Here is a 23,409-nt window from a genome sequence, read left to right as displayed (position 1 = left end):
AAGCTTTTTTCTTGATTTAACCTTCCAACAGAAGCTGTTCAGGATCTTCAAGCAGATTTTTTATCGTGACCAGGAAGCCGACCGCCTCTTTACCGTCGACGATCCGGTGGTCATACGATAATGCAATGTACATCATCGGGCGGTTTTCGAAGCGCTCTTCATCAATTGCTACAGGACGCAGCTGGATTTTATGCATGCCCAAAATACCAACTTGCGGGCTGTTCAAAATCGGAGTCGATAATAGTGATCCGAACGTTCCTCCGTTTGTGATCGTAAAGGAACCGCCTTGAAGCTCGTTGAGCGACAGTTTATTGTTTCTCGCTTTCTTCGCAAGCTCTCCGATATCTCTTTCAATATCAGCAAAGGTTTTGCGGTCTGCATCGCGCACGACCGGTACGACGAGGCCATCCGGCGCAGCAACAGCGATTCCGATGTCATAGAATTTTTTGATCACAAGCTCGTCGCCTTGAATTTCCGCGTTGAGGAGCGGATATTTTTTCAGCGCGGCGACAACAGCTTTTGTAAAGAATGACATGAATCCGAGCTTCACGTCATGCTGCTCAAGGAATTGATCTTTTCGGCGTTTCCTTAGGTTCATGACCGCCGTCATGTCCACTTCGTTGAATGTCGTCAGCATAGCGGCGGTGTGCTGAACTTCAACGAGGCGTTTGGCAATCGTCTGTCTCCGGCGGGACATTCTTTGACGCTCTACCGGTTTACCTGCATCTTCGGTTTGTTTAGCGGCCGGCGCCTGTGTTTCGCGTTTTGGTTCAGGCTGAGCTTTTGGCGGCTGCTCGTTTTTCTGATAAGATTCAACATCTTGTTTTCTGACCCTTCCGAGCGGATCACCAGTAGGAATTTCCGATAAATCGATGCCTTTTTCACGGGCGAGCTTTCGGGCAGCCGGAGAAGCGATTGTTCTTGTTTTGGCTGCATCCGCCTCATCGTTCGCGCTTTCGCGAGGTTCGGCTGTCTTTTCAGATGAAGCTGCCTTCTCTTCCGAAGTGCCGCCGCTTTCTTGAGCGTCAGCTTGAGGAGCCGTTGATTTGCCTCCTTTTCCTTCGCCTTCTGAAATCGTTCCGATTACTTCGCCGACCTGAACTGTGTCACCGGAATCTTTCAGCACTTCCTGAAGAACGCCGGACTCTTCTGCCGTCAATTCCACGTTGACTTTATCAGTCTCCAGCTCAAGCAGGAATTCCCCTTGTTCTACATAATCTCCCGGTTGTTTCAGCCATTGGGCTATCGTTCCTTCTGAAATTGATTCCGCTAATTCAGGTACTTTAATTTCCGCCATTTTTTAGTTCCCCCTTAATTTTTGCGAGTCAAGCTATCAGATACAATGCGTTCCTGTTCCTTTTTATGAACCGTCGGATCCCCTTCTGCCGGACTTGAACGTCTTCTTCTGCCAATATAGCGGACCTTCACGTCCTTTGGAGCAACCTCTCTTAAATAAGGCTCGATATAGTTCCATGCGCCCATATTTTGCGGTTCTTCCTGTACCCAGACAATCTCCTCCAAATTCGGGAGTTTGCTGAAGATCGCTTTAATATGCTTTGCAGGGAAAGGATACAGCTCTTCAACCCGTGCAATGTGCAGCCAATCTTTTTCAACTTCCATTTTATTGAAATGGTCGCTGATGTCAATCGAAACTTTACCGCTTGAAAGGACGAGGCGCGTCACTTTGTCATACTGATGGGAAAGTCCTGACATTTCATAGACCGGCTTAAAGCTGCTGTCGCTTAGCTCCTGCACTTCTGACACGGTATTCGGATTTCTCAGCAGGCTTTTCGGCGTCATGATGATCAGCGGGCGGATCTCCTCGCGAAGGAGCATCTTCGCCTGCCTTCTTAAAATATGGAAGTACTGGGCAGCGCTCGTCAGGTTGGCGACAGTCCAGTTGTTTTCCGCCGCCAGCTGAAGGAAGCGTTCCGTTCTTCCGCTTGAATGCTCAGGCCCCTGCCCTTCATAGCCGTGCGGCAAGAGAACAACCAGCCCTGATTTTTGTCCCCACTTCGCTCTTCCTGCAGAAATGAACTGATCAAAGTAAACTTGCGCCGCGTTTGCAAAATCTCCAAACTGCGCTTCCCAGATCACCATCGTTTCCGGCGAAGACACGTTATATCCGTATTCGAAGCCAAGGACGGACCCTTCAGAAAGCGGGCTGTTGTGAACCGCAAATGACGCTTTCGTATCTGCAAGGTGATGCAGTGCGATGAATTCGTCCCCTGTCTTGCTGTCGTGAAGGACAAGGTTGCGGTGTGCGAATGTGCCGCGTTCTGAATCCTGCCCGGTCAGCCTTAGAGGCGTGCCGTCTTTCAAAATGGATGCAAACGCCATCGCCTCTGCAAGCGACCAGTCGACTTTTCGGTCATCGTCGAACGCTTTGGCGCGCCTTTCGAGGATTCGCTTTAGCTTATCGAAAACGTTGAAGTTTTCAGGCCATGAAACAAGCTCCTGATTGATTTTGTGCAAAGTTTCAACATCAACCGATGTGTCAACATCAGGAAAACCGTTGGAAACAGGCTCCGGAAGAACGATTTCATGCGTCATGTCTTCCTTTTTGGCCGGCACTTTGCGATAGGCTTCTTCTAAACGCTTCAGGACAGCGTCCTTGATTTTGTCGACGGTTTCTTTATCGACGATCCCGGTATGAATCAGCTTTTCAGCAAAGATGTTTTTGACGGTCGGATGCTTTCTGACCGCATCATACAGCATCGGCTGCGTTGCAGACGGCTCATCCATTTCGTTGTGGCCAAAACGGCGGTAGCCGATCAGATCGATTAAAAAGTCTTTGTTGAAAGTCATGCGGTATTCAACAGCGAGCTGAACCGCTGAAAGGCATGCTTCAGGATCATCCGCATTAACGTGGACGATCGGAATTTCAAAGCCTTTTGCAAGGTCGCTTGCATATTTCGTCGATCTTGACTCATTGCTTTCCGTCGTAAAGCCGATCATGTTATTGGCGATAATGTGAATCGCTCCGCCCACCTGATAGCCTTTAAGCTGGCTTAAATTCAGCGTTTCCGCGACAATGCCTTCCCCTGGGAATGCCGCATCGCCGTGAATCAGAATCGCCAGCGATTTTTTGACGTCTTGAACCGGATAGCCGCTCTCTGTTCTCGTTTCCTGGGCGGCTCTTGTCGATCCCTCAACGATCGGATCGATGAACTCCAGGTGGCTCGGATTGTTCGCGAGCGCAATGCGCGCCGTTTTCGTATGCTCATCCTGAATCTGACGGTTGGCGCCGAGGTGGTATTTTACGTCACCCGTCCAGCCGTAATTGATCCCTGTCGAACCTTCCGACGGAACGAGATCTTTGTTCGGCGCATGCTGGAATTCAGAAAAAATGATTTCATAAGGTTTTCCGAGCACATGCGCAAGAACGTTCAGGCGGCCCCTGTGCGCCATTCCGATATTAACGTTTGTCGTACCTGCCGAAACGGACTTGGCGATAATATCATCCAGCATCGGCACAAGCGCATCAAGTCCTTCTATTGAAAAGCGTTTTTGCCCGACAAATGTTTTGTGGAGAAACTGTTCAAGGCTTTCAACTTCTGTCAGCCTTCTTAAAACTTCCACCAGCTTTTCTTTCGATTTCGGAGTGAATAATTCCCCGGATTCAATCTTTTTCATCAGCCAGTTGCGCTCTTCAAAAATGTGCACATGGTCAAATTCAAAAGAAATCGATTTTTTGTATGTGTTTTTTAAGTACTGGATGGCTTCTAAACCGTTCGTTACTTCTTTAGGGGCATCTTTGCATAGGACAGACGCCGGGATTTTTTTCACATCCTGCTCAGTTAACCCGTACTCAGCAAGAGGAAAAAGCTCCTGTTTTTCTTGTGTTTTTCTTAGTGGATTGACGGAAGCGTTTAAATGGCCATAGGTTCTAATATCTTCTGCAAGTTTTATCGCTGATGCGATTTTTTGAATAGATCCAGCCGTGAAATCTGCCTCTTCGTTTTTTAGAGAGGCGGCCCTTATATCGCCCGGGGGAGCTCCAAGTTCGTCAAACATCTCTTTTAAATCAGCATCCAAGCTTTCTGGATCCTTGACGTACTGATCGTAAAGCTCCAGCACATAGCCGAGGTTCGGACCGTGAAATTCTTCCCAAGTCATTCTTTGTTTCATACTATTTTGAAACATTTGAACATTACCCCCAACCTAATAATCAAGTGAATGATTCACTATCTTAATATATCTTCTGAACCTTGCGCCCAGAAATATGTAATAAAAACGCTTCCACGTATATTTTACCACTGTTTCTCATTTGTTTCTACACAGATTGTTCAAATAAAATTAAAAAATCATCTTGAAAAATAAAAAAATTTATAATTTTGAACTTTCAGATTGTCTACTCTTAAACCGGCTCTTTATTTATTCACATATTTCCCCTGACCGTCTATTTTTTAACATCCGGATGTGCTCCGTAAAAAATTAAGTTGATAAAAATAATAAAAATTTCAATATTTCACTGTATTTCTACGATAAGAAACAGATGGCCGCGAGTATTGCTGCCATCTGTCACATCTATCTTATACTTTTGTTCAACAGCTTTTTTAAAAGCGGGTACAGAACATCGGGAAGCTGATCGACATCCGGGACGAAAAGGCTGTACTTTCCATACATGTCCTGTATCGTCTTCATTTGCGATTCTTCGATTTCGCTGTTTGATAAAAATACATTGATGACTTCGATATTTCGTTTCCGCGCTTCCATAACCGCTTCATGTGTATCGACAATCCCGTTTTGTTCATAATCGAATGCGGCCGGCTCCCCATCTGAAAAGACGATCAGGAACTTCTGAGCTTCGCTTCTTTGAACAAGCATCTTCGTCATCTGCCTGATCGCATATCCGTCCCGGTTGTCTTCCTCCGGTTCAAGCTGCATGACATGCGGTCCGGCGCCTGCTTTTAAGGAATCCGTAAAAGAGACGACCGTATGAAAATAGTTGGGCTGGCTCATCTCTGTCGCATCGTTTGTATCTTCCCAAAAACCGACGATTTGATGTGGGACAGCAACAGATTTAAGCGCTTCATGAAACAGCACAATGCCCCGTTTCGTCTCTGCCATTTTGTCATGCATGCTTGCTGAACAGTCGACGAGCAATGTAAAAACGGCGTCGATTTCTGTAGACGGCTCTTGTTTTTTATAGAACAGGCGCGGATTGCGCTCCGTAAAGTAACGGAGCAGTTTATTGTTCAATCTGCCTGCATGCAAATCGGTTCTCGGAAGCGTTTTTTTATGCTCGAGTGTTTTTTGAATCATCTGTTTGAGCCGTTTTTGATATGATTCGATGGTTTTGGCTTGAGCCTGGTAGTCTAATATGTCTTCATTCGAAGGTTTTTCCGGAAGCTTCATCACCGAAAATGCATAGCGGTTTTCTTTGCCGGCTTGGGCAGCTCCGGCGTTCGGTTCATCTTGAACAGATTCAAGCGATTCAAGTTTTGAATAGTCTTTCCTTTTCGTCTGCTTCGCCGTACCTTGAACAGACCCGAGCGCTTGGTCGCCGTCTTCTCCTTCTCTTAAAGCGCCGCCGGAAATATCGGTTTTTGCGCCGTGCTCCAAATCAAACTGGAGAAAGCTTTTGGCCGGGGCTTCCGTTTCTCTGTGCCAAGTCGGCATTTCTTCTTCATGAACTTCCTCGTCACCCGCACTTTTCTCTTCAAGCGTCAGATCCTCGCTCAGCTTCGGTTTTGCTTTCAAATCTTGAAAAAGCGCTTCTTCGTCAACTTGTTCATATTCCAGTTCCGGAAAAAAGAAGTACGTATTCAGCATATCTTTTTCGAGCACCTCTTCAAAACCTTCCATTAACCCGTTTACAATCGAAACGATGTCAGCAGTTGAACGCGCTTCGAATACGCGGGCGAGCTCGGCTTCTATAAACCCCTTCATCGGGTCGATTGATTCATGGATAGCCGGTATCTCTTCAAGCGGTGACTCTGCGGTCAGCTTAAGATATACAGCGCAAAACAAAGCATCTGTAAAAATGCTCCGCTCCAGATTCAGCGTCAGCTGGGTCGCAAAGTGTTTGCGGTACATCGATTTCCGGCTTGAAAATACCGGTTTTGTGCCGGGACGCTCCCTCTTGATGGACTCTTCGATTCTGATATCCTCAAAAAGCATAAACAACTGTTTTGCCAAACTCTTAAACTGATATTCCCGAGCCGAGTCCAGCATGCGGGAAAAGTCTTTCATCGAGCTGTAGCGGGAGCCGATTGACCGCAAGTACACATCGCTCTTCAAACCGTCTACCATATCACGGTGGTTCCGGTCTTTCCAAAAGTGGCTCATGTAGATCGTTTTCTCAAAAGGATTGTAATAAGACTGAACCCCGTACTCCACTTCAACCTGATCGCTTTTCGCGAGCGTTTTTGCCAGATCTGTCAGCTCCATAAAAAGCAAAGAGTCAATCTTGCTGTCATTGAATTTAATAAACTTCATAAAAAAACCCTCATTCGAACAAAGTTTGGGCAATATTTCGGACCGCCGCTTTTTCGCGTTCATCATCAAGCTTTTCAACGATGCCTCGTTCGATCGCTCGCAGCGGCGGAATATACGTCGACAGGTCGCAAGTATCGAGAAGCGCTCTGATGGAAGCGGCCTCTTCAGATACCTGACCGTTATGCGCTTGCGTCATTAAGTCCGATGACAGGGTGACAAACCGGTCCAGCAGCTTCTGATCTTTCAGTTCGGATTGTGTTTCAAGCACCCGTTTCAGCAGGTCACCTTTAATGTATGGCACGTCGATAATGACAAACCGGTTTTTCAGCGCTTCGTTCAATGGAACCGTTCCGACATAGCCTTCGTTTATCGCCGCAATCACGCCGAATCCCTCTTTCGCTTTGATGACTTCCCCTGTAAACGGATTGGTCATCATTTTCCGGTAATCCAGCACCCCGTTTAAGATCGGCAGCGTTTCCGGTTTCGCCATGTTGATTTCGTCAATATATAGAAAATGGCCGTTGTTCATTGCTTTTGTTACGGGACCTTCAATAAATTCAATAGAGGCGTTCCCGTCGGTGTTTTCAATCGTTTTGTAACCGACAAGCGCCTCTGCATCAAGGTCCACAGAACAGTTGACACTGTGCATAGGTTTTTGAAAATAAGCGGAGAGCGTTTCGGCAAGTTTTGTTTTTCCTGAGCCTGTCGGGCCTTTTAACAAAACGTTTTTTCCGAGTGACAGCGCGATCATCGCGTCATAGAGAATGGCGCTGTCTTCCGCTTCATAGCCGGGCTTTCCAATCAATGAATGGTATTCCGCGTCAGCAGGTTTAGCGGCAGACTGAATCAGCCGCTCTTTTATCTTTTCAGGCAGCTCTAGTTCGTGCAGATCATATTTCATGTGTTGTAAAATTCCTTTCTAAAAGCGTCTTCTGTATTTAAGTATACTAGAAAAGATGCACTGCCCTCAATATAAACGGCTTCCAGGCGCCGATTCACTTTTTTCCACTGTTCGTCAGCGCTCCGCAAACCATCCGGGCTCCGGAGTTTCCGGATGGATTTGTCAAATCGTCATCCTGATGCTCGTGAATGATAAAAGCACTTCCGTCATGATCCAGCAGACTGAACTTGCTTTTCTGATCGAGGGTAACTGCCGGCGCATTTACGATGACGTCGACTTTGCCATCGGCTCCGACTTCAATATTCGGCAAATCACCGGCATGCGGCCCTTTCGGATTGTGAAAGCCGTGCTCCTTCTGATCAGGATTGAAATGAGCACCCGCACTCTCAAAATCAGGTTTTTTGCACACGCCGGTTTCATGAATATGAAAAGCAAGCATGCCAGGCGGCAGATCATGGGCGCTGACTCTGATATCAAGGCCTTCTGCAGCAGATTCAGACACTTCTATAAAACCGGTCTCCGTACCGTCGCGTTTGATCAGCGGTACCTTTATTGGCTGTGTTATCGCTTCAAAGGTTTCTTTATGTTCCTGTTCGGCATTTTTCTGCTCGATTTCTTTCTGCTGTGTGCATGCAGCTGTCAAACAAACAGCCATACATGTGAGCAATATGTAATGTAATGTTCTCAAATGGCTTCCCCCTTCACTTTTCTTTTCAGTTTAGACAACGAAGAGGGGCATTAAACCTGTCCTTCCCATCCTGAAATCACGCAAAAAAAAGCCATTTAAAATGGCTTTTTTAAAATGAATATCGTTTTGCGCCGAGATAGCGCTGTTTCCAGTAGGAATTGTTCATGTCGCTGACGGTGACGCCGGAATCGTTGGCATTGATAAACTTGTTGTTTCCTAAATAAATACCAACGTGTGAAGGGCCTGCTTTATATGTTGAGAAGAAAACAAAATCACCTCTTGAAGGCTGGCTGACTGGCGACATGATGTTCCAGTACCCTGCTGCGCTCAATCTTGAGACTGATGTGACTTTGTTTAATACATAATAGATGTATCCGCTGCAGTCAAAACCGGAAGGATTGTTGCCTCCCCATCTGTAAGGCACGCCGATATGCTTTTCTGCTTCCGCAATCATCCGCTCGACTTTTGCGCTTGTCGAAGTGCCGGTTGAAACTGAAGAGTTCGGCGAGCTGGAGGATGGGCTGCTAGATGATCCTGAAGTCGATGCACCGGAGATTTTAAGCTTCTGGCCGACTTGCAAAACATCTGTTTTTAATTGATTAGCCTCTCTGATGCTCTGTACCGTCACCTTCATCGAATTCGCGATTTTCCACAGAGAATCGCCCGGTTTAACCGTGTAAGTGGTCGTTTTTGAACTGCTGCTTGTGTTCGTTTTACTTGATGAAGAACTTGAAGACGAACCAGAAGATGGTTTGCTTCCGCTGGAAACCGTTCCTTTCACTTTAAGAACCTGGTTCGGGTAGATCGTGTCAGACTTCAAGTTGTTCAGCGTTTTGAGTTCGGCAACTGTCATATTCAAATTATTGGCAATTTTCCATAAAGAATCGCCCAATTTGACTTTGTATGTGCTGCTTGAACTGCTTGCATTTTGCGAGCTTGAGCTTGATGATTTCGAACTGGAACTTGAACTTGAGCCAGAGCTGGAACCGGTGCTTTTCGCGCTTCCTTTAATGACCAGTTTTTGTCCCGGATAAATCATATCGCTGCTCAGCCCGTTTAAGTTTTTGATCTCTTTTACGGTTGTTTTGTGGTCTTTGGCAATCAGCCACAAGGAATCTCCCAATTTTACCGTGTAAGTTGATTTGGCAGTGCTTGAGCTTGAGCTGGAACTTGCGGATTTTGCCTGTGAGCTGCTGCTTTTTGACTTGCCGTCCGGAACTTTTAAAGTTTGTCCGACATAAATAATCGTAGATGAAAGATTGTTGGCTGATTGAAGTGCCGAAACACTGGTATTGTACTCAGTTGAAAGCTTCCACAGTGAGTCTCCGCTTTTCACCTTGATGGTTTGGGCTTCTACCGGTGACGCCGCCAATGAAGTTCCAACTACTGCAGAGGCCGCCAAACCTACTGCTATCTTCTTCTTCATAACCTCTTAACCTCCCGTTTCATTTTCGTTCTCTCTATGTATGCCATTACATTTGCCATTGCTTAAGACTTTATCCAGCCGACCAGGCAGGTGATCTGATCACCATATGTATGGTCTTTGGCTGAAAGCCCCCTTTTATATTCTTAAGCAAAAAATGCAATTCATGATTTGTATCGGCCTATTCTATATTTTTTTAATAGTTTTTTTGTTTTTTTACAAATCCCCCGTTAAAAATACAGACTGATAGACATATTGACAAAAATCAATACTTTTTTTCACGTGCTCTAGATGCCGGATGCTTTTTTTCGTAAGGTTTGCGTTTCAATTTTTTTGGAAATACGATGATCAGTTGCTCTAAAATCAGAGGTTCATGGTGAAAAACAGCGAGAAGGAGTTGACTGGATATGCTGCATGTGCCGAAACAGCCTGTATAGACGCCGTAACATGCGGATTTCCGTGCCGTTTTACAGCCGATTTCCCTTTCTCTCGGATCAAACGGTCAACAGATGGGCAAGCCAGCGTTCAAGTTGAGGGTGTAAAAACTGCGTATTGATATTCTTTAGTTTTCCGGAAATCGCCGATCAATCCTCATCTATTGCCTAATCGAAAAGCAAAGATCAGGATGACTTATACATTTCTACATTTCAGCACAAATTCCTCCACGAAACCATAAATTGACTATATCATACATTTTTTTTGCCAACATCCGGAATTGGGAGTATCTTTTTTTTAGATCGAACGACGTTTTACTATTTCATCAATAGATTCTTATTTCCTATCTTAGTATAACGATAAATAGAAACGTAAAACTTAATACTCATTCATTTTTGTATATTAATAGTCTTAATAGACTATTAGAAAACACATAAAAAAGCTTGTGATTTATTACCGCCGCTTTCATGCATGTTTCCTCCTTTTATGGCGCATTTTAAGAGATGGAGGTGAATCTTCTTGGCTATTCAAAAAATATGTCAATATTTATGTACGTGTTTAGGGATCCTTTCTCTTTCCTTTATTTATGTGCAAATGTTTAAAAAAACAAAACAGACGAAAAAAGATTGAACAGACATTTATTGCATTTTATACATAACGTGTTATAATTTCTCTCGTTATCCAAAAGAAACGGGGAACTGATATGAGGGAAACAAAGGATTTGCGGGAGAAAACAAGACAGTTTTTAACGATTTTAATTCCGATTTTGATTACGCAAGCGGGACTGTCGCTCATTACGGTTCTCGACACGGTGATGTCAGGCAAAGTCAGTGCCGCAGACCTCGCCGGCGTCGCAATCGGCTCGAGTTTGTGGACCCCCGTTTATACAGGGCTTGCCGGCATTTTGACGGCTGTAACACCGATGGTCGCCCAGCTGATGGGGGCTAAACGGCAAAAGGATGTCCCTTATACTGTTATTCAATCGATCTATGTGGCCGGGATCATCGGCATTGCCGTCATCGTTTCCGGGTATTTTCTGATTGATCCTGTGCTGAAGAACCTCGATCTTGAACAGAAGGTAGCGGTCATCGCAAAGCAATATTTAATCTGCATCGGGCTCGGCATATTGCCGCTGTTTGTTTACAATGTAATGCGCTGCTTTATTGATTCACTCGGAAAAACGCGGGTGACGATGCTGATTACGCTTTGTTCTTTGCCCATAAATTTTGTCTTGAATTATTTGTTTATTTTCGGGAACTTCGGGTTTCCAAAGCTTGGAGGAGCAGGAGCCGGTATGGCTTCCGCCATCACATATTGGTGCATTTGTCTAATCTCTTTATACATCGTCCATAAGAAGACGCCGTTTCACCAGTTTAGGATTTTTGGAACATTCTATTCATTTTCTTTTGCTGAAAGTATGAAACTGCTGAAGATCGGCATTCCGATCGGTTTTGCCATCTTCTTTGAGACGAGTATATTCGCAGCTGTCACTTTGCTGATGAGCCACTTTGACACGGTCACGATCGCTTCCCATCAGGCGGCAATGAATTTCGCTTCGCTTCTTTACATGCTTCCATTGAGCGTATCGATGACGCTGACGATTGTCGTCGGCTTTGAAGCCGGGGCCAAACGGTTTAAAGACTCGAGAGCCTACAGCTATCTCGGGATTTCAATAGCGGTCGGTTTTTCATTATTCACGGCACTCATCATTTTACTGTTCAGAGAGCAAATCGCCGGTTTGTACGCGGCTGACCGGGATGTACTGCTTCTGACCAAGGATTTCCTGCTGTATGCGTTGTTTTTTCAGCTGTCAGATGCCATCGCCGCGCCGATTCAAGGAGCGCTCAGAGGATATAAGGATGTCAACTACACGCTTGTCACAGCTCTCGTATCGTATTGGATTATCGGACTTCCGGTCGGTTTTGTGATTGGAACGTATACTTCATTCGGAGCTTTCGGATACTGGATCGGGCTCATCACGGGGCTCGCAGCCGGTGCAGTCGGGCTGTTCTTCAGGCTCAAACGCATTCAAAGCCGCTATATTCACACTCAAAGCATGTAAAAAGGTGCCGGGCTCATATTCCCGACACCTTTTTTGATCATTTTAATCATTCCATTGATAGGTCCAAAACGTTTCTTTTTCAAACCATGTCTCAACAACCGGCTCGCCATTGGCAAGTTTTTTCTCTATTTCTTTCAAAAGGCCGCCTGTTTGGGATTTATGCGCTTTTAACGCGTTCAATTTAATATCTGCGACTTCTTTGATATCAAGAACGACGTCAGGCTTGCCAAGAATCTCTTCCCTATGGTGAGTGATTGCCATGCATAAGACGCGCGGCCGGTCTTCTTTCTTTTTCCGAGATAATGCACTGATGACCGCGGCACCGCATGCATCGTGGTCTGGATGAACACCGTGTCCGGGGTAGAACGTCACAATAAGGCTCGGGTTTACATCATCGATGACAGCCTCTATTTGATCGGCCAGTTTTTCTTCATCCTCGAATTCGAGCGTTTTGTCGCGGTATCCGAGCATGCGCAAATCCTGTACATCCATTTCCTTGCAGGCGTCGATCAGCTCTTGCTTTCTGAGCAGCGGCAGGGTTTCCCTGTTGGCAAAAAGCGGGTCTCCCATATTTCTTCCCATCTCGCCCAACGTGAGGCACGCGTATGTTACAGGTATGTCTTCTTTTCGGTTTAAGGCAATCAAGCCGGCAACTCCGAAAGATTCATCATCAGGGTGCGGCAGGATCACGAGTAAATGTTTTTTCATCTTATAACACCTTCTTTTTAGACTGCAAATGGCTTTTTGCTGATTTGAAGCGAAATGGCGAGTTTGCCGCCCGGCAAATAGCCGGCAAGAAGCAACCTTCCTTCATCATCAACCGTATAATCCGTCAGGCCTTCCGCGTAGATCCAGCCATCTTCGGTTTTCAAACCGGCGCGAAATGGTCCCTCACCCGTGATTTTAGCCCGGGAGCAGGTCACCTTCGCGTTTCTGATATACGCCACCACGGTCATGTTCTGCTCATCTTTATGCGCGGAATATGATCCGGTTGTCGTCTCCAAATGAATGTAAACAGGCTGATTTAAAAATGTTTCCAAAGAAGCCTGCACATCTTCTTTTTTTATTGCTTTCATGTTACTCCCTGCTTTCTTCGTTTGTTAATAACTCCAATCGTTCCGTATGACATTCAATCAGCTTGAGCTTCATATCTGATTGCAATTGTGAATTCACAATGCGCCGGATTGACTGATAGTATTTTTCGTGCTTAGTCTTTCTGAGCCTTGGATGGGTGCCGAGGTCGTTCAACTCATCATCAATCGCCTGATGAAGCGCCTCACTTCCTTCCCTGTCCATCGTCCGGTTTTTCCAAAGGGTTTTATACGCCCGGAAAAGCTCTAGTTCGTCTGCCATGACGGAACAACCTCCGAATTGCTTCAATAATGTTTAATTATACATAATCGGTGTTTCTTGAAAAGAAAAAGGGCTTACGGATGAAAGGAATTTTTTCTTTTTAAAAATACCTTCTCCGGTTTCTTCCATTTAAACTGCGAAAGTGTAAACAATATCAGCGCCGCCCATATGCAGGCAAACGTAAAGCCCTTGCTGCTGTTGAACGGTTCATGGTAGACGAAAACGCCTAAGCATAATGTAATGGTCGGAGCGATATATTGCAAAATGCCGACTTGATAAAGCGGAAGTTTTTTCGCACCTTCCGCAAATAAAAGCAGCGGAATCGCGGTTAACACTCCCGCTAAAAACAGCAGCACCATCATGTCGATGCTCCCTGAAGCGGCCTGAGCCTTTTCCGGATGGCTGAAGAACAGCAGGTAAATCGCTGCAACCGGAGCGATCATCATCGTTTCCAAAGTAAGTCCTATGGCGCTTGAGAGCGATGTGCGCTTTTTCGCCAGTCCGTAGAGCCCGAAGCTGAATGCGAGCATCAGGGCGATGTACGGCACGGAACCGTACTGAAAAGCGGAAATAAGCACGCCGAGGGCAGCGAGAAGAACTGCCGCTCCCTGCATCCGCGTTAGTTTTTCCTTTAAAAAGACAATTCCGAGCACGATCGATACGAGCGGATTGATGTAGTAGCCCAGGCTTGCTTCAAGAATATAGCCGTTGCTGACGGCCCATATGTAGACATACCAATTGATCGAAATTAGAACGGACGACAAAATGAGCGGAACAAATTCCTTTCGGTTTCCCGAAAGCGAGCGAAATGCTTTGACTCCGTTTTTCCACTGCCGCAAAACGAGAAGCACGCCGCACATGAAAACAAATGACCAAATAATCCGGTGCGCCAGTATATCGAGCGCTGCCGTCTGATCGAGCACTTTCCAATATAAAGGAAGGAGCCCCCACAGCAAATAAGAAAGCGCCGTGTAAATGATTCCTTTCGTTTGAGATGAATGATTCATGACTGTTTCTTTCCTTTCTTCTTCATCACTTTCCGCACTTTTTTGCATATACTGTACCGTCTATGTGAAAGGAAGTGTGATCGTGTTTGATTGGCAACGCTTTTTTCCATTTCAGCAGTTTTCCAAGGACGGATTAAAAAACGCTGACCCGAAAGATGTGGAGCAATATATTCACCACATGATGAAAAGCGTTTTCGGACCGGGGTATGCAGTTCAATTTCCTTTTCGTGACCCTCTCTCAAAAGAAACACCGGCGGCAGATGAATTTGATCCGATTGATATTTTTGAAACGACAAGCCATGTATTTGTTAAAATACCGCTCACCAAAGAACAGCTTAACCTTCTGAAAATTAAACATACTTCACAAACCCTGATCATAGAAAACTACCCTGAAAAAGGGCGGCAGGAAAAAGTCGTTCTCCCCTCTCTAGTGCGCAGAAAGGGTACGAAAGCAATATTTAAAGACGGCATTTTGGAAGTGATGTTCTTAAAAAATGAGGACTTTAACCTGTCTGAAATCGACATCACGTTTTGAAAACGGCCAGCTTGGAAAAGCAGGCTGTTTTTTTTCTTCCTGTACCATCTTAACACTAGTCCTCATGGATGATCATCTCATTTGCCTGCGCCTTTAAATTTTGACAGTGTTAGTCATTATTCCTTAAAAAGTCTCTGTAACTATTTCCTCTTTCGGCTGTTATCAGTTTGTCCTTATAATGATAATGGTTCTCAATTTATAAAACAGGAGGATGTATATGAAAAAGAAAATCAGCCTATTGATCACAGCAATGTTTTTGACGATCCTTTGTTTTTCACCTCAAGCTTCTGCTGCATACAACTCACTGCATACGGGCTACGCCACTTATACTGGGTCAGGTTACTCCGGCGGTGCATTGCTTTTGGATCCGATTCCGTCCAATATGAAGATCACCGCTTTAAATCCGACAGATATGAATTACCGCGGTGTGAAAGCGGCTCTTGCCGGCGCCTATCTGCGAGTTGAAGGGCCGAAAGGAAAAACGACTGTCTATGTTACCGATCTGTATCCTGAAGGAGCGCCGGGAGCCCTTGACCTTTCTCCGAACGCTTTTCGCGAGATCGGCGATATGAAAGACGGCAAAATCGATATTAAATGGCGTGTAGTCAAAGCGCCGATTACCGGCAATTTCACTTACCGGATCAAAGAAGGCAGCAGCCAGTGGTGGGCGGCGATCCAAGTCAGAAATCACAAATATCCCGTCATGAAAATGGAATATTACAAAGACGGAAAGTGGATCAACATGGAGAAAACGGATTACAACCATTTCGTCAGCACCAATCTCGGGACAAGTCCGCTTAAAGTCAGAATTACAGATATCCGAGGAAAAGTCGTAAAAGACACGATAAAAAAACTCCCGGAAAACGGGACATCAAGCGCATATACCGTACCGGGAAAAGTACAGTTCCCTGACTGATCGATCCGGAAAGAATGAGACGGCGGCCAAAGGCGAAAAGATTCGCAAGCTTTGGCCGCCGCTTCATATTGACATCCGGCATTTAGACGCCAGCAACAATTGGCTTATTGATCAGTAGCCCAGTCCTGCCCCTCTGTATGGAGCTGCGCCCGGAACACCCCCGTACGGAACGGCCCCAGGAGCTGCTCCGTAGCCGTAATAAGGCGCACCGCCGTAAGGTCCCGGGTATGGCGGCGGGTAAGCGTAAGGTCTTGGGTAGTTAAAAATCGCGCTTCCGAGAAATCCGCCCAGCAATCCGCCGACAAGCGGCGCTCCAAAACCCCAGAATAACGGGAATCTGGCCGGGTATCCGGCAGGACCTGATCTCGAATAAAGCATATGAGGGTTCATTGGCTTTTATCCTCCTTTATGTCTGCCTATAGTAAAGGTATTCATAAAGTCGGGAAACGTTTGGGCTATTCTTCATAAATCATTTTTTTTGTCATTCCGCCGTCCACCGTTATGTTTGTACCGGTGACGAAGCGATTGTCAGGATCGGTCAAGTAAAAGCATGCTTTGACGATATCCTGAGGGCGCCCGACCCTGTTTGACAAATGCTGCCCGTGGTCAATAGGCCGCAGGGCAGTATAATCACCGGTTTCGATCCATCCCGGAGAAATGCTGTTGACCACGATGGAATCTTTGCTTAAAGACGCGGCCAATGCGTGAGTCAAAGCAATTAAGCCCCCTTTTGACGCGGCATAAGCTTCTGAGTCCGGCTCGGACATAAACGCCCTTGTCGAAGCGATATTGACGATGGCCCCGCCTGTTTTCGCCTCTTTCATTTTTTGGGCCGCTTCTCTTGCGCAAAGAAACGCGCCTTTCAAATTGGTATTCAGGACGTTGTCCCATTCTTCCGCGGTCAAGTCATAAGGGGACTTCCAAACTGATCTGCCCGCATTATTAATGAGTGCCGATATTGAGCGGCCGTTTCGGGAAGCTTCCTGCATCAGCCGTTTCACATCTTCTTCAGAACCTACATCACAAGCTGCAAACTGAACCTGCGCTCCGGAAGCGGTCAGCTCTTTTTCAAGCTGTTCACCCTCTTCCTTTAGTACGTCGGCGAATACAACGATAAAACCTTTTTGAGCATAGGCGGCCACAAGGTCTCTTCCGATGCCTTTGGCCCCGCCTGTAATGACGACTGTTTCTTTACTGTTCAATCCGGTCAGCTCCCTTCCGGATCACAATGATGTTCGGCCCAGGTTTGTATCTCCTTGAGGACAGGCTCTAGCGCCGTCCCCTTGTCTGTCAATTGATAGATTACTTTTACCGGCGTTTCCGGGAGCACTTGACGCTCGACTATTTTGCAGTGTTCGAGCTCTTTTAAACGTTCAGCCAGCATTTTTTGGCTGATCATCGGTATCATTTCAGTCAAGTCTTTAAATCGTTTAGGTCCATCCAATAATACATGGATGATCAGTCCATTCCATCGTTTGCCGAGTAAAGAAAAGGCGGCTTCCATTCTAGGACACATTGTAAACCCCAATTCTCTCACCCCTCCATATCCAGTTGACAAATATAATGTGTACCATTAAAATACTCAATAAAGTTACAAAAAGTAAGTTTCTAACTTTTTATCTGACTCTATCATAACACGTTTAGCCCAAAGGAGGAAGTCACATGTCTTCACAAGAAAACACTACTCTTAACATTCTGGAAGAGCGTACATCGATTAAAGAATATGACACAAGCGTTTCCATTTCCAAAGAAGAGCTGACAAAGCTGCTGAGCATCACCACAAAGGCTCCGTCAGCCTGGAATCTGCAGCACTGGCATTTTACAGTCTTTCACAGCCAGGAATCAAAAGATAAGCTCCTTCCGATCGCATTCAACCAAAAACAAGTCAGTCAGGCCTCTGCGGTCGTAGCCGTGCTCGGGGACTTACAAGCGAACCTGAACGGTGAAGCCGTATACGGCCCTCTGACAGAAGCAGGTTACATGACCGAAGACATCAAAAACACGCTGCTCGGACAAATCAACGGCGCTTATCAAAACAGCGGGTTTGCAAGAGATGCCGCTTTTACAAACGCATCGCTCGCTGCCATGCAGCTGATGATTGCAGCTAAAGCAATGGGCTATGACACATGCGCGATGGGCGGCTTTGACAAGCAAGCGTTCGTGAAAGAATTCAACATCGATGAACGCTATGTACCGGTCATGCTGATTTCGATCGGAAAACCGGTCAAACCTGCGCACAAAAGCAATCGTTTTGATGTGTCTGACGTATCTACATGGTTGTAAACATGTTAAAAAACCTTAGTCCCAAAAAAAGGACTAAGGTTTATTTTTATGCTTTTATATGCTTTTCATACCAGATTTTCGCCTGTTCGATCTCGCTGTGTGTCAGCTGATGGCCGCCGCCTTCCCAGTGAAGGAGCACTTGGGCGCCGGCGTTTGTGAAATAGCCGGCAAGCTCGCTTGATTCCTCCGGTGGACAGAGCGGATCTGTTTTGCCGGCCCCGATAAACACAGGCAAATCTGTCATATCAGGGAGCTTGCGATTTCTAAACGGAACCATCGGATGATGCAAAATCGCCCCTTTCAGTACATGTTCATGTCGGAACAGGAGACTTCCCGCGATATTGGCGCCGTTTGAATAGCCGATTGCGACCACCCGGTTCCTGTCAAAGTGAAGTTCTTTTGCAGCTTCATCTAGAAACGTTTTTAATTCATCTGTCCGTTCGATCAAATCTTTCTCGTCAAACACCCCTTCTCTCAGCCGTTTGAAAAAACGGGGCATTCCGTTTTCCAGCACATTCCCCCTGACCCCGAGCAAATTTGCATCGGGATCAATCATCCTGCCGATCAGCAGAAGATCGTGTTCGTTTCCCCCTGTTCCATGCAATAACAACAGGGTGAGATCAGAGTTCCCTTTTTCATATATATGATTCATTTTCATTCACTCCTTTTCCCATTTTAGAAGAAATGCCTTCAATTTGCACGCGATGCTGTCAAGCCATTCTGGAAGCTTCAATTCCGCGCCGAGACTTTCCAGCGGATCACCAATCAAAAAGCCCGGTCCGCCCATCTCTTACCCATACATTTACTTTAGGGTCTCCTGCAAACATGGTGACCCCCCTTCCGTTTTATCTTGAATTCAAGATATTAATTATTGTAAAGTTATGTTTTCGAATATGCAAGGCAGAACCATTGTTTAAATAATTTAAAAAATCACTTTTTTCTAATAATTATCTTGTGATTAAATCTGACAACTGCTATGATTATGAACATTAAAATGGCTAAGGAGGAAAAAAGGTGAATCAACAGCTTTTTAAATGGGTTCTGTTCATCATCCCTTTTATCGGACAGCTTGCCTTGCTGCCGTTTGTAAACCGGATCGATCCGATCGTTTTCGGACTTCCATTTTTTCATTTTTGGCTGGTGCTGTGGATTGTGCTGACACCGCTGATTACATTTGCGATTTACAGATTTGAGAAAAGAAACGGAGGTTATGAGTGATGCAGGGAAATTTAACAGCGCTCCTCATTACCGCCGGCATCATTTTGGCCGTGGTTTGTATCGGATTTATCGCCGGCAGCAATAAACAGTCGCGGAAATCGGTTGAAGAATGGTCCGTCGGCGGAAGGCGGTTCGGCGGGCTGCTCGTCTGGTTTCTCGTCGGTGCCGACTTATATACAGCCTACACGTTTTTAGGGTTGACAAGCACCGCTTTTACAAGCGGGAGCGTCGCTTTTTTCGCGATTCCATATTCAGTTTTGGCCTATTTTATCGCGTACTTTTTTCTGCCGAAAATTTGGAAGGTGGCGAAAGTACATCAGCTGACGACGCTGGCCGATTACGCAAGGGAACGCTTCAGCAGCAAGCTGCTGTCTTCGCTTGTTGCCATTGTCGGTGTCTTGATGCTGATCCCGTATATCTGCCTGCAGCTCAGCGGAATCCAGGATACGCTTCAAGTCGCAGGTACAGGGTTTATTAATGTCAATGTCGTCGTGATCATTTCGTTCATCCTTGTCGCGCTTTATACGTTTTTCAGCGGCATCAAAGGTCCTACATATACCGCCATTATTAAAGACATTTTAGTTTGGGTGATGATGCTGTTTATGGTCGTTTCGTTGCCGCTCATCCATTTTAACGGCTGGGCGCCGATGATTGACAAGCTGGCAAATGAAGCGCCGCATATGCTGACGATCCCTTCTGACGGACCGCGCGGGATCGCCTGGTTCATCACGGCATCGATTGTTTCCGCGTTTGCCCTGTTCATGTGGGCCCATGCGGCGACAGGCGTTTTTACGGCGAACAGCGCGGATGCGCTCAGAAAGAACAGCATGTTTCTGCCGCTGTACAATATCGTATTAATTTTAGTCATTTTCTTAGGGTTTATCGCATTTCTCGTTCTTCCCGATGACATTAATCCGAGATTTGCATTGCTGCATTTAATTCAAAGTTCCTACGGCGGCGTCACGCAAGGATTCGCCTATTCAACGATCGCCCTCGCAAGTCTGATCCCGTGTTCGATCATGGCGATCGGGGCGTCGAACTTGTTCGCCAACAATTTATACCGCGATTTGATCAACCCCCGCGTTTCGGGACAAAAACTGACGATCATCACGCGCTCGATGGTATTTGTCGTCATCGGTCTGGCCCTTTTATTCGGAATGCTGTTCCCGGCAGCGCTTGTAACGCTTCAGCTTCTCGGCGTATCAGGCATGGTGCAGATATTCCCTGCCATCGTCATCAGCCTGTTCTGGAAAAACCAGACGAAAGAAGCGACGGTCATCGGTCTCCTCATCGGCCTTGCCGTTACATTTACCGTTTATTTGACAGGAGCCACTTTCGGCATTTACGAAGGATTCTGGGGGCTTGCCGCCAACCTTTTGACTGTTGTCGTGTTGAATCCGTTTTTTGTAAAAAATGTAAAGCGCAATTCTGTGATCAACTATTTGTTTCATGCTAAGAAAAATGTGCAAAAAAGCGCCTGATCACCAAAAAACCCTTACGCTCCGAGTGAGCGCAAGGGTTTCTTTTATTTCTCTTTTTTTAAGATCTCAATCGCTTTATCCAACTGCGTATCATTGTCGGAAAGCTTTTCCTGCAGCTTGCTTGTCATGCTGATTGTTGTCTCGCCCGTTAGGACGCCTGTCGTTTCCAGCTTTTGGTCTTTTTGAAAAGCCTTAACGGCAGCCTCCGTCTGTGCGTCGAATGCCCCCGTCGCATCCAGCTTATAACCGAGCGCTTGGAGCATTTGCTGGGCGGCTTTCACTTCGTCTCCGGTGCTGCCTGCCTTATACTCTTTTTTGGAATCCAGGTACGGCAGTTTGGCATAGCTTGGGAGCTCCGCTTTATATTGAGGTTTGATTCCTTTTTCGTGAATCCAGTCCCCATTTGGCGTCAGCCACTTGGCAATCGTCAGCTTGACGGTCGATCCGTCGGAGAAGCTCTCCGCATTTTGAACCGTTCCTTTTCCAAACGTATTTTCACCGACGATCGGGATGCCTGAGGACTGGTGAAGTGCTGCGGCCATGATCTCAGCCGCGCTTGCCGTTCCTCCGTTGACAAGAACGACGGTCGGCTTGGTCACTTTTCGTTCCTTCTCGGCTTTATACACTTCTTTTTTCCCGTTTTTGGATTCAACCTGCATAATGGTTTTGCCTTTATCGACAAACAGGTTGCTCATCATAATCGCTTGGTCCATCAGGCCGCCGGGGTTTCCTCTGAGATCTAGCACGAATCGTTCCGCACCTTTTTCAGACAAGTCATCAATGGCTTTCGTCAGTTCCTTTGCGGTATTTTCAGAGAAAGACGTAATTTGGATTTCACCGATGTTGCCGTCGATCATTTTGGAATAAACCGTTTCAATCGGAATCGTATCGCGCTTAATCGTAACATCGATTTGGCCGACGCCTTCCCTGTTGAGAACAAGCTTGACATTCGTGCCTTTTTTGCCGCGGATCATTGCTGTCGCTTCGTTGACGTTCTTGCCTTTTACGCTTTTGCCGTCCACTTTCTGAATTTCATCATGCGGCTTTAAGCCGGCTTTTTCTGCGGGAGATCCTTTAATAGGCGCGACGATTAGAATTTGTCCATTTTTTTCTTCTACTTGGGCGCCGATTCCTTCAAAAGAAGAGGTAATGCTTTCTTCAAAGCTTTTAGCTTCTTTCTTATCCATGTATGTTGAATATGGATCATCCAAAGCTCCAAGCATACCTTTAATCGCCCCGTCAGTCAGCTTTTCATCGTCTGCATTTTGATAATAGTCGCTCTTGATTTTGTCGTACGCCGCCATCAGCTTTTCGAATTTCTCGGAATCTGAAGCGGAATATACTGAACCGCCGCTGCCTTTGCCCACCAGATAAAGCGTCAGTGCGGAGGCGGCGACGGCCGTAATCAATACAGCCAAAAAGAGTTTTAACTGCTGTTTCAAACGAACACCACCTTTTCTTCTTACCATATTATCATGGACGAATCTTTATTCGTCAACTCGAATCACTTAAATACCGATTTTTCCGGGCTGCTGGCATTCGATCGTTTTTCAACCATTATTCCGCTTTTGCATATGCATACAAAAAAGGAGGGATCTCAATTTGAGCGATTATTTAGACATGCTCGCCAGTTTCGGCGTCTCATCCGCTCATCCCGGCGGGATGTCCCTGTCAAAGGCAGTGCTCGCCAAAGCCGGCATCGACCCTGAGCAGCCGATTCTTGATGCAGGCTGCGGAACCGGCCAGACCGCCGCTTATTTGGGGCAGCTTCTGTTTTCTGTCACTGCCCTTGATGCCGACCCGGTCATGATCGATAAAGCCCAACAGCGTTTTAAAAAAGAACAGCTTTCCATTCCGGTTGTCCACTCTCCCCTCGAGGAAATGCCGTTTCAGTCTGAAAGCTTTGCCTGTGTATTAACTGAATCTGTGCTGAGCTTCACAGATATCCGGTCAGCTTTACAGGAAATCCGGCGGATTTTAAAACCCGAAGGGATGCTGATCGCGATCGAAGTCTGCCTTAAGGAAGGAAACGCTCTGGCAGACGAAGCAAAAAAGGAAATCACGGACTTTTATGGATTCACCGCTTTATATGCTGAGGATGAGTGGGTCAATGTCCTTCGAGAAGAAGGATTTTCAAAGATTGACATCATCCCTGTCGTATTGGCAGATGCAGCAGACCCTGATGACGCCGTTGAAATGGAACTGTCGCCTGCGATTTCCGACAAAGACTATGAAACGATGGAAAAACACCTGTATTACCTGGAAAAATACCGGGATTCTCTTGATCATATTATTTTTATATCACATCTATAAACCATCTTTTGTCCTCCTTCTTTCGTCCAACCTTTTCTATTAAATTCGTCATAAGCTGATTAGGAATATATAAGATGATGGAAGGAGCATTCAAGTGGACCGATATTATAGGTTTTGCCACCAAAATGTTGGCAGAGTTGCGAGAATCACCGACAAAGGAGGCCGCGTCCATGTCGGAAGAATCGTCCGTGTTTCACCAAGCAAAGTTTATATCGCCCCGATGATCAGACGGGGAGGCCGCGGATTCGCCTACGGATATTACGGAGGCGGGTGGGGTTGGGGCCCTGTATACGGACTTGGTCTCGGTCTAATTGCCGGTGTGGCTCTTGCAGGCTTGTTTTTTTGGTAAC

23 protein-coding genes are annotated in these 23,409 nt (G+C 46.1%); 8 read left to right on the top strand and 15 right to left on the bottom strand.

Translation table 11 applies throughout. The features are described from left to right. Nucleotides 1–16 precede the first annotated feature (16 nt). From odhB to H2R00_RS04155, 6 genes are all read right to left on the bottom strand, one after another. Nucleotides 17–1,297 (bottom strand): 2-oxoglutarate dehydrogenase complex dihydrolipoyllysine-residue succinyltransferase, encoded by a 1,281-nt coding sequence (gene odhB / locus H2R00_RS04180; protein ID WP_154996612.1) that lies wholly within the window; start codon nucleotides 1,295–1,297, stop codon nucleotides 17–19. Between the two features lie 14 nt (nucleotides 1,298–1,311). Next, nucleotides 1,312–4,146: a 2-oxoglutarate dehydrogenase E1 component gene (gene sucA / locus H2R00_RS04175; protein ID WP_182070512.1), complete on the bottom strand. Its 2,835-nt coding sequence runs from the start codon at nucleotides 4,144–4,146 to the stop codon at nucleotides 1,312–1,314. Between the two features lie 384 nt (nucleotides 4,147–4,530). Further along, nucleotides 4,531–6,444, bottom strand: coding sequence for a nitric oxide reductase activation protein NorD (locus tag H2R00_RS04170; protein ID WP_182070511.1), 1,914 nt, complete (start codon nucleotides 6,442–6,444; stop codon nucleotides 4,531–4,533). 10 nt (nucleotides 6,445–6,454) lie between these two features. After that, complete coding sequence (locus H2R00_RS04165; RefSeq protein ID WP_154996608.1) at nucleotides 6,455–7,345, bottom strand: ATP-binding protein; 891 nt, start codon at nucleotides 7,343–7,345, stop codon at nucleotides 6,455–6,457. A 94-nt stretch (nucleotides 7,346–7,439) separates the two neighbouring features. Continuing rightward, nucleotides 7,440–8,000, bottom strand: coding sequence for a superoxide dismutase family protein (locus H2R00_RS04160; RefSeq protein WP_411810443.1), 561 nt, complete (start codon nucleotides 7,998–8,000; stop codon nucleotides 7,440–7,442). Nucleotides 8,001–8,142: 142 nt separating this feature from the next. Then, the gene (locus H2R00_RS04155) at nucleotides 8,143–9,459 is read right to left on the bottom strand and encodes a C40 family peptidase (RefSeq protein WP_182070509.1); all 1,317 of its coding nucleotides are present in this window, start codon (nucleotides 9,457–9,459) and stop codon (nucleotides 8,143–8,145) included. 1,135 nt (nucleotides 9,460–10,594) lie between these two features. Here H2R00_RS04155 and H2R00_RS04150 point away from each other — a divergent pair. Further along, entirely contained in the window at nucleotides 10,595–11,953 is a 1,359-nt protein-coding gene (locus tag H2R00_RS04150) for an MATE family efflux transporter (protein ID WP_182070508.1), read from the top strand. A 42-nt stretch (nucleotides 11,954–11,995) separates the two neighbouring features. On the opposite strand, the gene bshB2 is transcribed toward H2R00_RS04150, so the two are convergent. The 4 genes from bshB2 to rarD all read right to left on the bottom strand — a co-directional run bounded on the left by bshB2 (nucleotide 11,996) and on the right by rarD (nucleotide 14,313). Next, nucleotides 11,996–12,661, bottom strand: a complete 666-nt coding sequence (gene bshB2, locus H2R00_RS04145) for a bacillithiol biosynthesis deacetylase BshB2 (RefSeq protein ID WP_154996599.1) — start codon at nucleotides 12,659–12,661, stop codon at nucleotides 11,996–11,998. A gap of 17 nt (nucleotides 12,662–12,678) precedes the next feature. Next, nucleotides 12,679–13,029, bottom strand: a complete 351-nt coding sequence (locus tag H2R00_RS04140) for a YojF family protein (RefSeq protein WP_043928095.1) — start codon at nucleotides 13,027–13,029, stop codon at nucleotides 12,679–12,681. A gap of 1 nt (nucleotide 13,030) precedes the next feature. Further along, a complete protein-coding gene (locus H2R00_RS04135) occupies nucleotides 13,031–13,306 on the bottom strand; it encodes a protein YoyC (protein ID WP_154996597.1) in 276 nt (91 codons plus the stop codon). A 74-nt stretch (nucleotides 13,307–13,380) separates the two neighbouring features. After that, complete coding sequence (gene rarD / locus H2R00_RS04130) at nucleotides 13,381–14,313, bottom strand: EamA family transporter RarD (RefSeq protein WP_182070507.1); 933 nt, start codon at nucleotides 14,311–14,313, stop codon at nucleotides 13,381–13,383. Nucleotides 14,314–14,395: 82 nt separating this feature from the next. On the opposite strand from rarD, the gene H2R00_RS04125 reads away from it, so the two are divergent. Then, entirely contained in the window at nucleotides 14,396–14,848 is a 453-nt protein-coding gene (locus H2R00_RS04125) for a spore gernimation protein GerT (RefSeq protein WP_182070506.1), read from the top strand. A 217-nt stretch (nucleotides 14,849–15,065) separates the two neighbouring features. After that, complete coding sequence (gene exlX, locus H2R00_RS04120) at nucleotides 15,066–15,764, top strand: expansin ExlX (protein WP_176274664.1); 699 nt, start codon at nucleotides 15,066–15,068, stop codon at nucleotides 15,762–15,764. 111 nt (nucleotides 15,765–15,875) lie between these two features. Here the strand turns inward: exlX and H2R00_RS04115 are convergent, their stop codons facing one another. The 3 genes from H2R00_RS04115 to yodB form a co-directional block, all read right to left on the bottom strand. Then, nucleotides 15,876–16,154 (bottom strand): hypothetical protein, encoded by a 279-nt coding sequence (locus H2R00_RS04115; RefSeq protein ID WP_154996591.1) that lies wholly within the window; start codon nucleotides 16,152–16,154, stop codon nucleotides 15,876–15,878. Between the two features lie 65 nt (nucleotides 16,155–16,219). Next, entirely contained in the window at nucleotides 16,220–16,966 is a 747-nt protein-coding gene (locus H2R00_RS04110; RefSeq protein WP_154996589.1) for an SDR family oxidoreductase, read from the bottom strand. 5 nt (nucleotides 16,967–16,971) lie between these two features. Beyond that, nucleotides 16,972–17,292: a transcriptional regulator YodB gene (gene yodB, locus H2R00_RS04105; RefSeq protein WP_043928089.1), complete on the bottom strand. Its 321-nt coding sequence runs from the start codon at nucleotides 17,290–17,292 to the stop codon at nucleotides 16,972–16,974. 134 nt (nucleotides 17,293–17,426) lie between these two features. Between yodB and H2R00_RS04100 the strand changes: the two genes are divergently transcribed. Further along, entirely contained in the window at nucleotides 17,427–18,047 is a 621-nt protein-coding gene (locus H2R00_RS04100; RefSeq protein WP_182070505.1) for a nitroreductase family protein, read from the top strand. A gap of 46 nt (nucleotides 18,048–18,093) precedes the next feature. Here H2R00_RS04100 and H2R00_RS04095 read toward each other — a convergent pair whose 3' ends face one another. Further along, nucleotides 18,094–18,699: an alpha/beta hydrolase gene (locus tag H2R00_RS04095; RefSeq protein ID WP_182070504.1), complete on the bottom strand. Its 606-nt coding sequence runs from the start codon at nucleotides 18,697–18,699 to the stop codon at nucleotides 18,094–18,096. A gap of 362 nt (nucleotides 18,700–19,061) precedes the next feature. Between H2R00_RS04095 and H2R00_RS04090 the strand changes: the two genes are divergently transcribed. Next, entirely contained in the window at nucleotides 19,062–19,265 is a 204-nt protein-coding gene (locus tag H2R00_RS04090; protein WP_003182729.1) for a DUF3311 domain-containing protein, read from the top strand. Continuing rightward, nucleotides 19,265–20,746, top strand: a complete 1,482-nt coding sequence (locus H2R00_RS04085) for a sodium:solute symporter family protein (RefSeq protein WP_182070503.1) — start codon at nucleotides 19,265–19,267, stop codon at nucleotides 20,744–20,746. Before H2R00_RS04090 ends, H2R00_RS04085 begins: the two co-directional genes overlap by 1 nt. Nucleotides 20,747–20,790: 44 nt before the next feature. Here H2R00_RS04085 and H2R00_RS04080 read toward each other — a convergent pair whose 3' ends face one another. Beyond that, nucleotides 20,791–22,188: a S41 family peptidase gene (locus H2R00_RS04080; protein WP_182070502.1), complete on the bottom strand. Its 1,398-nt coding sequence runs from the start codon at nucleotides 22,186–22,188 to the stop codon at nucleotides 20,791–20,793. A 160-nt stretch (nucleotides 22,189–22,348) separates the two neighbouring features. Between H2R00_RS04080 and H2R00_RS04075 the strand changes: the two genes are divergently transcribed. Continuing rightward, nucleotides 22,349–23,059, top strand: coding sequence for a class I SAM-dependent methyltransferase (locus H2R00_RS04075; protein ID WP_182070501.1), 711 nt, complete (start codon nucleotides 22,349–22,351; stop codon nucleotides 23,057–23,059). A 94-nt stretch (nucleotides 23,060–23,153) separates the two neighbouring features. Beyond that, nucleotides 23,154–23,408 carry a hypothetical protein gene (locus H2R00_RS04070; RefSeq protein WP_020451839.1) on the top strand — a complete coding sequence of 85 codons (255 nt, stop codon included), beginning with the start codon at nucleotides 23,154–23,156 and terminating at the stop codon, nucleotides 23,406–23,408. Nucleotide 23,409: the final 1 nt, after the last annotated feature.

Source organism: Bacillus haynesii, assembly GCF_014042035.1.
GTDB lineage: Bacteria > Bacillota > Bacilli > Bacillales > Bacillaceae > Bacillus > Bacillus haynesii.
Note: the sequence above shows the minus strand (reverse complement) of the source record. Positions and strands in the feature narration are given on the sequence as shown.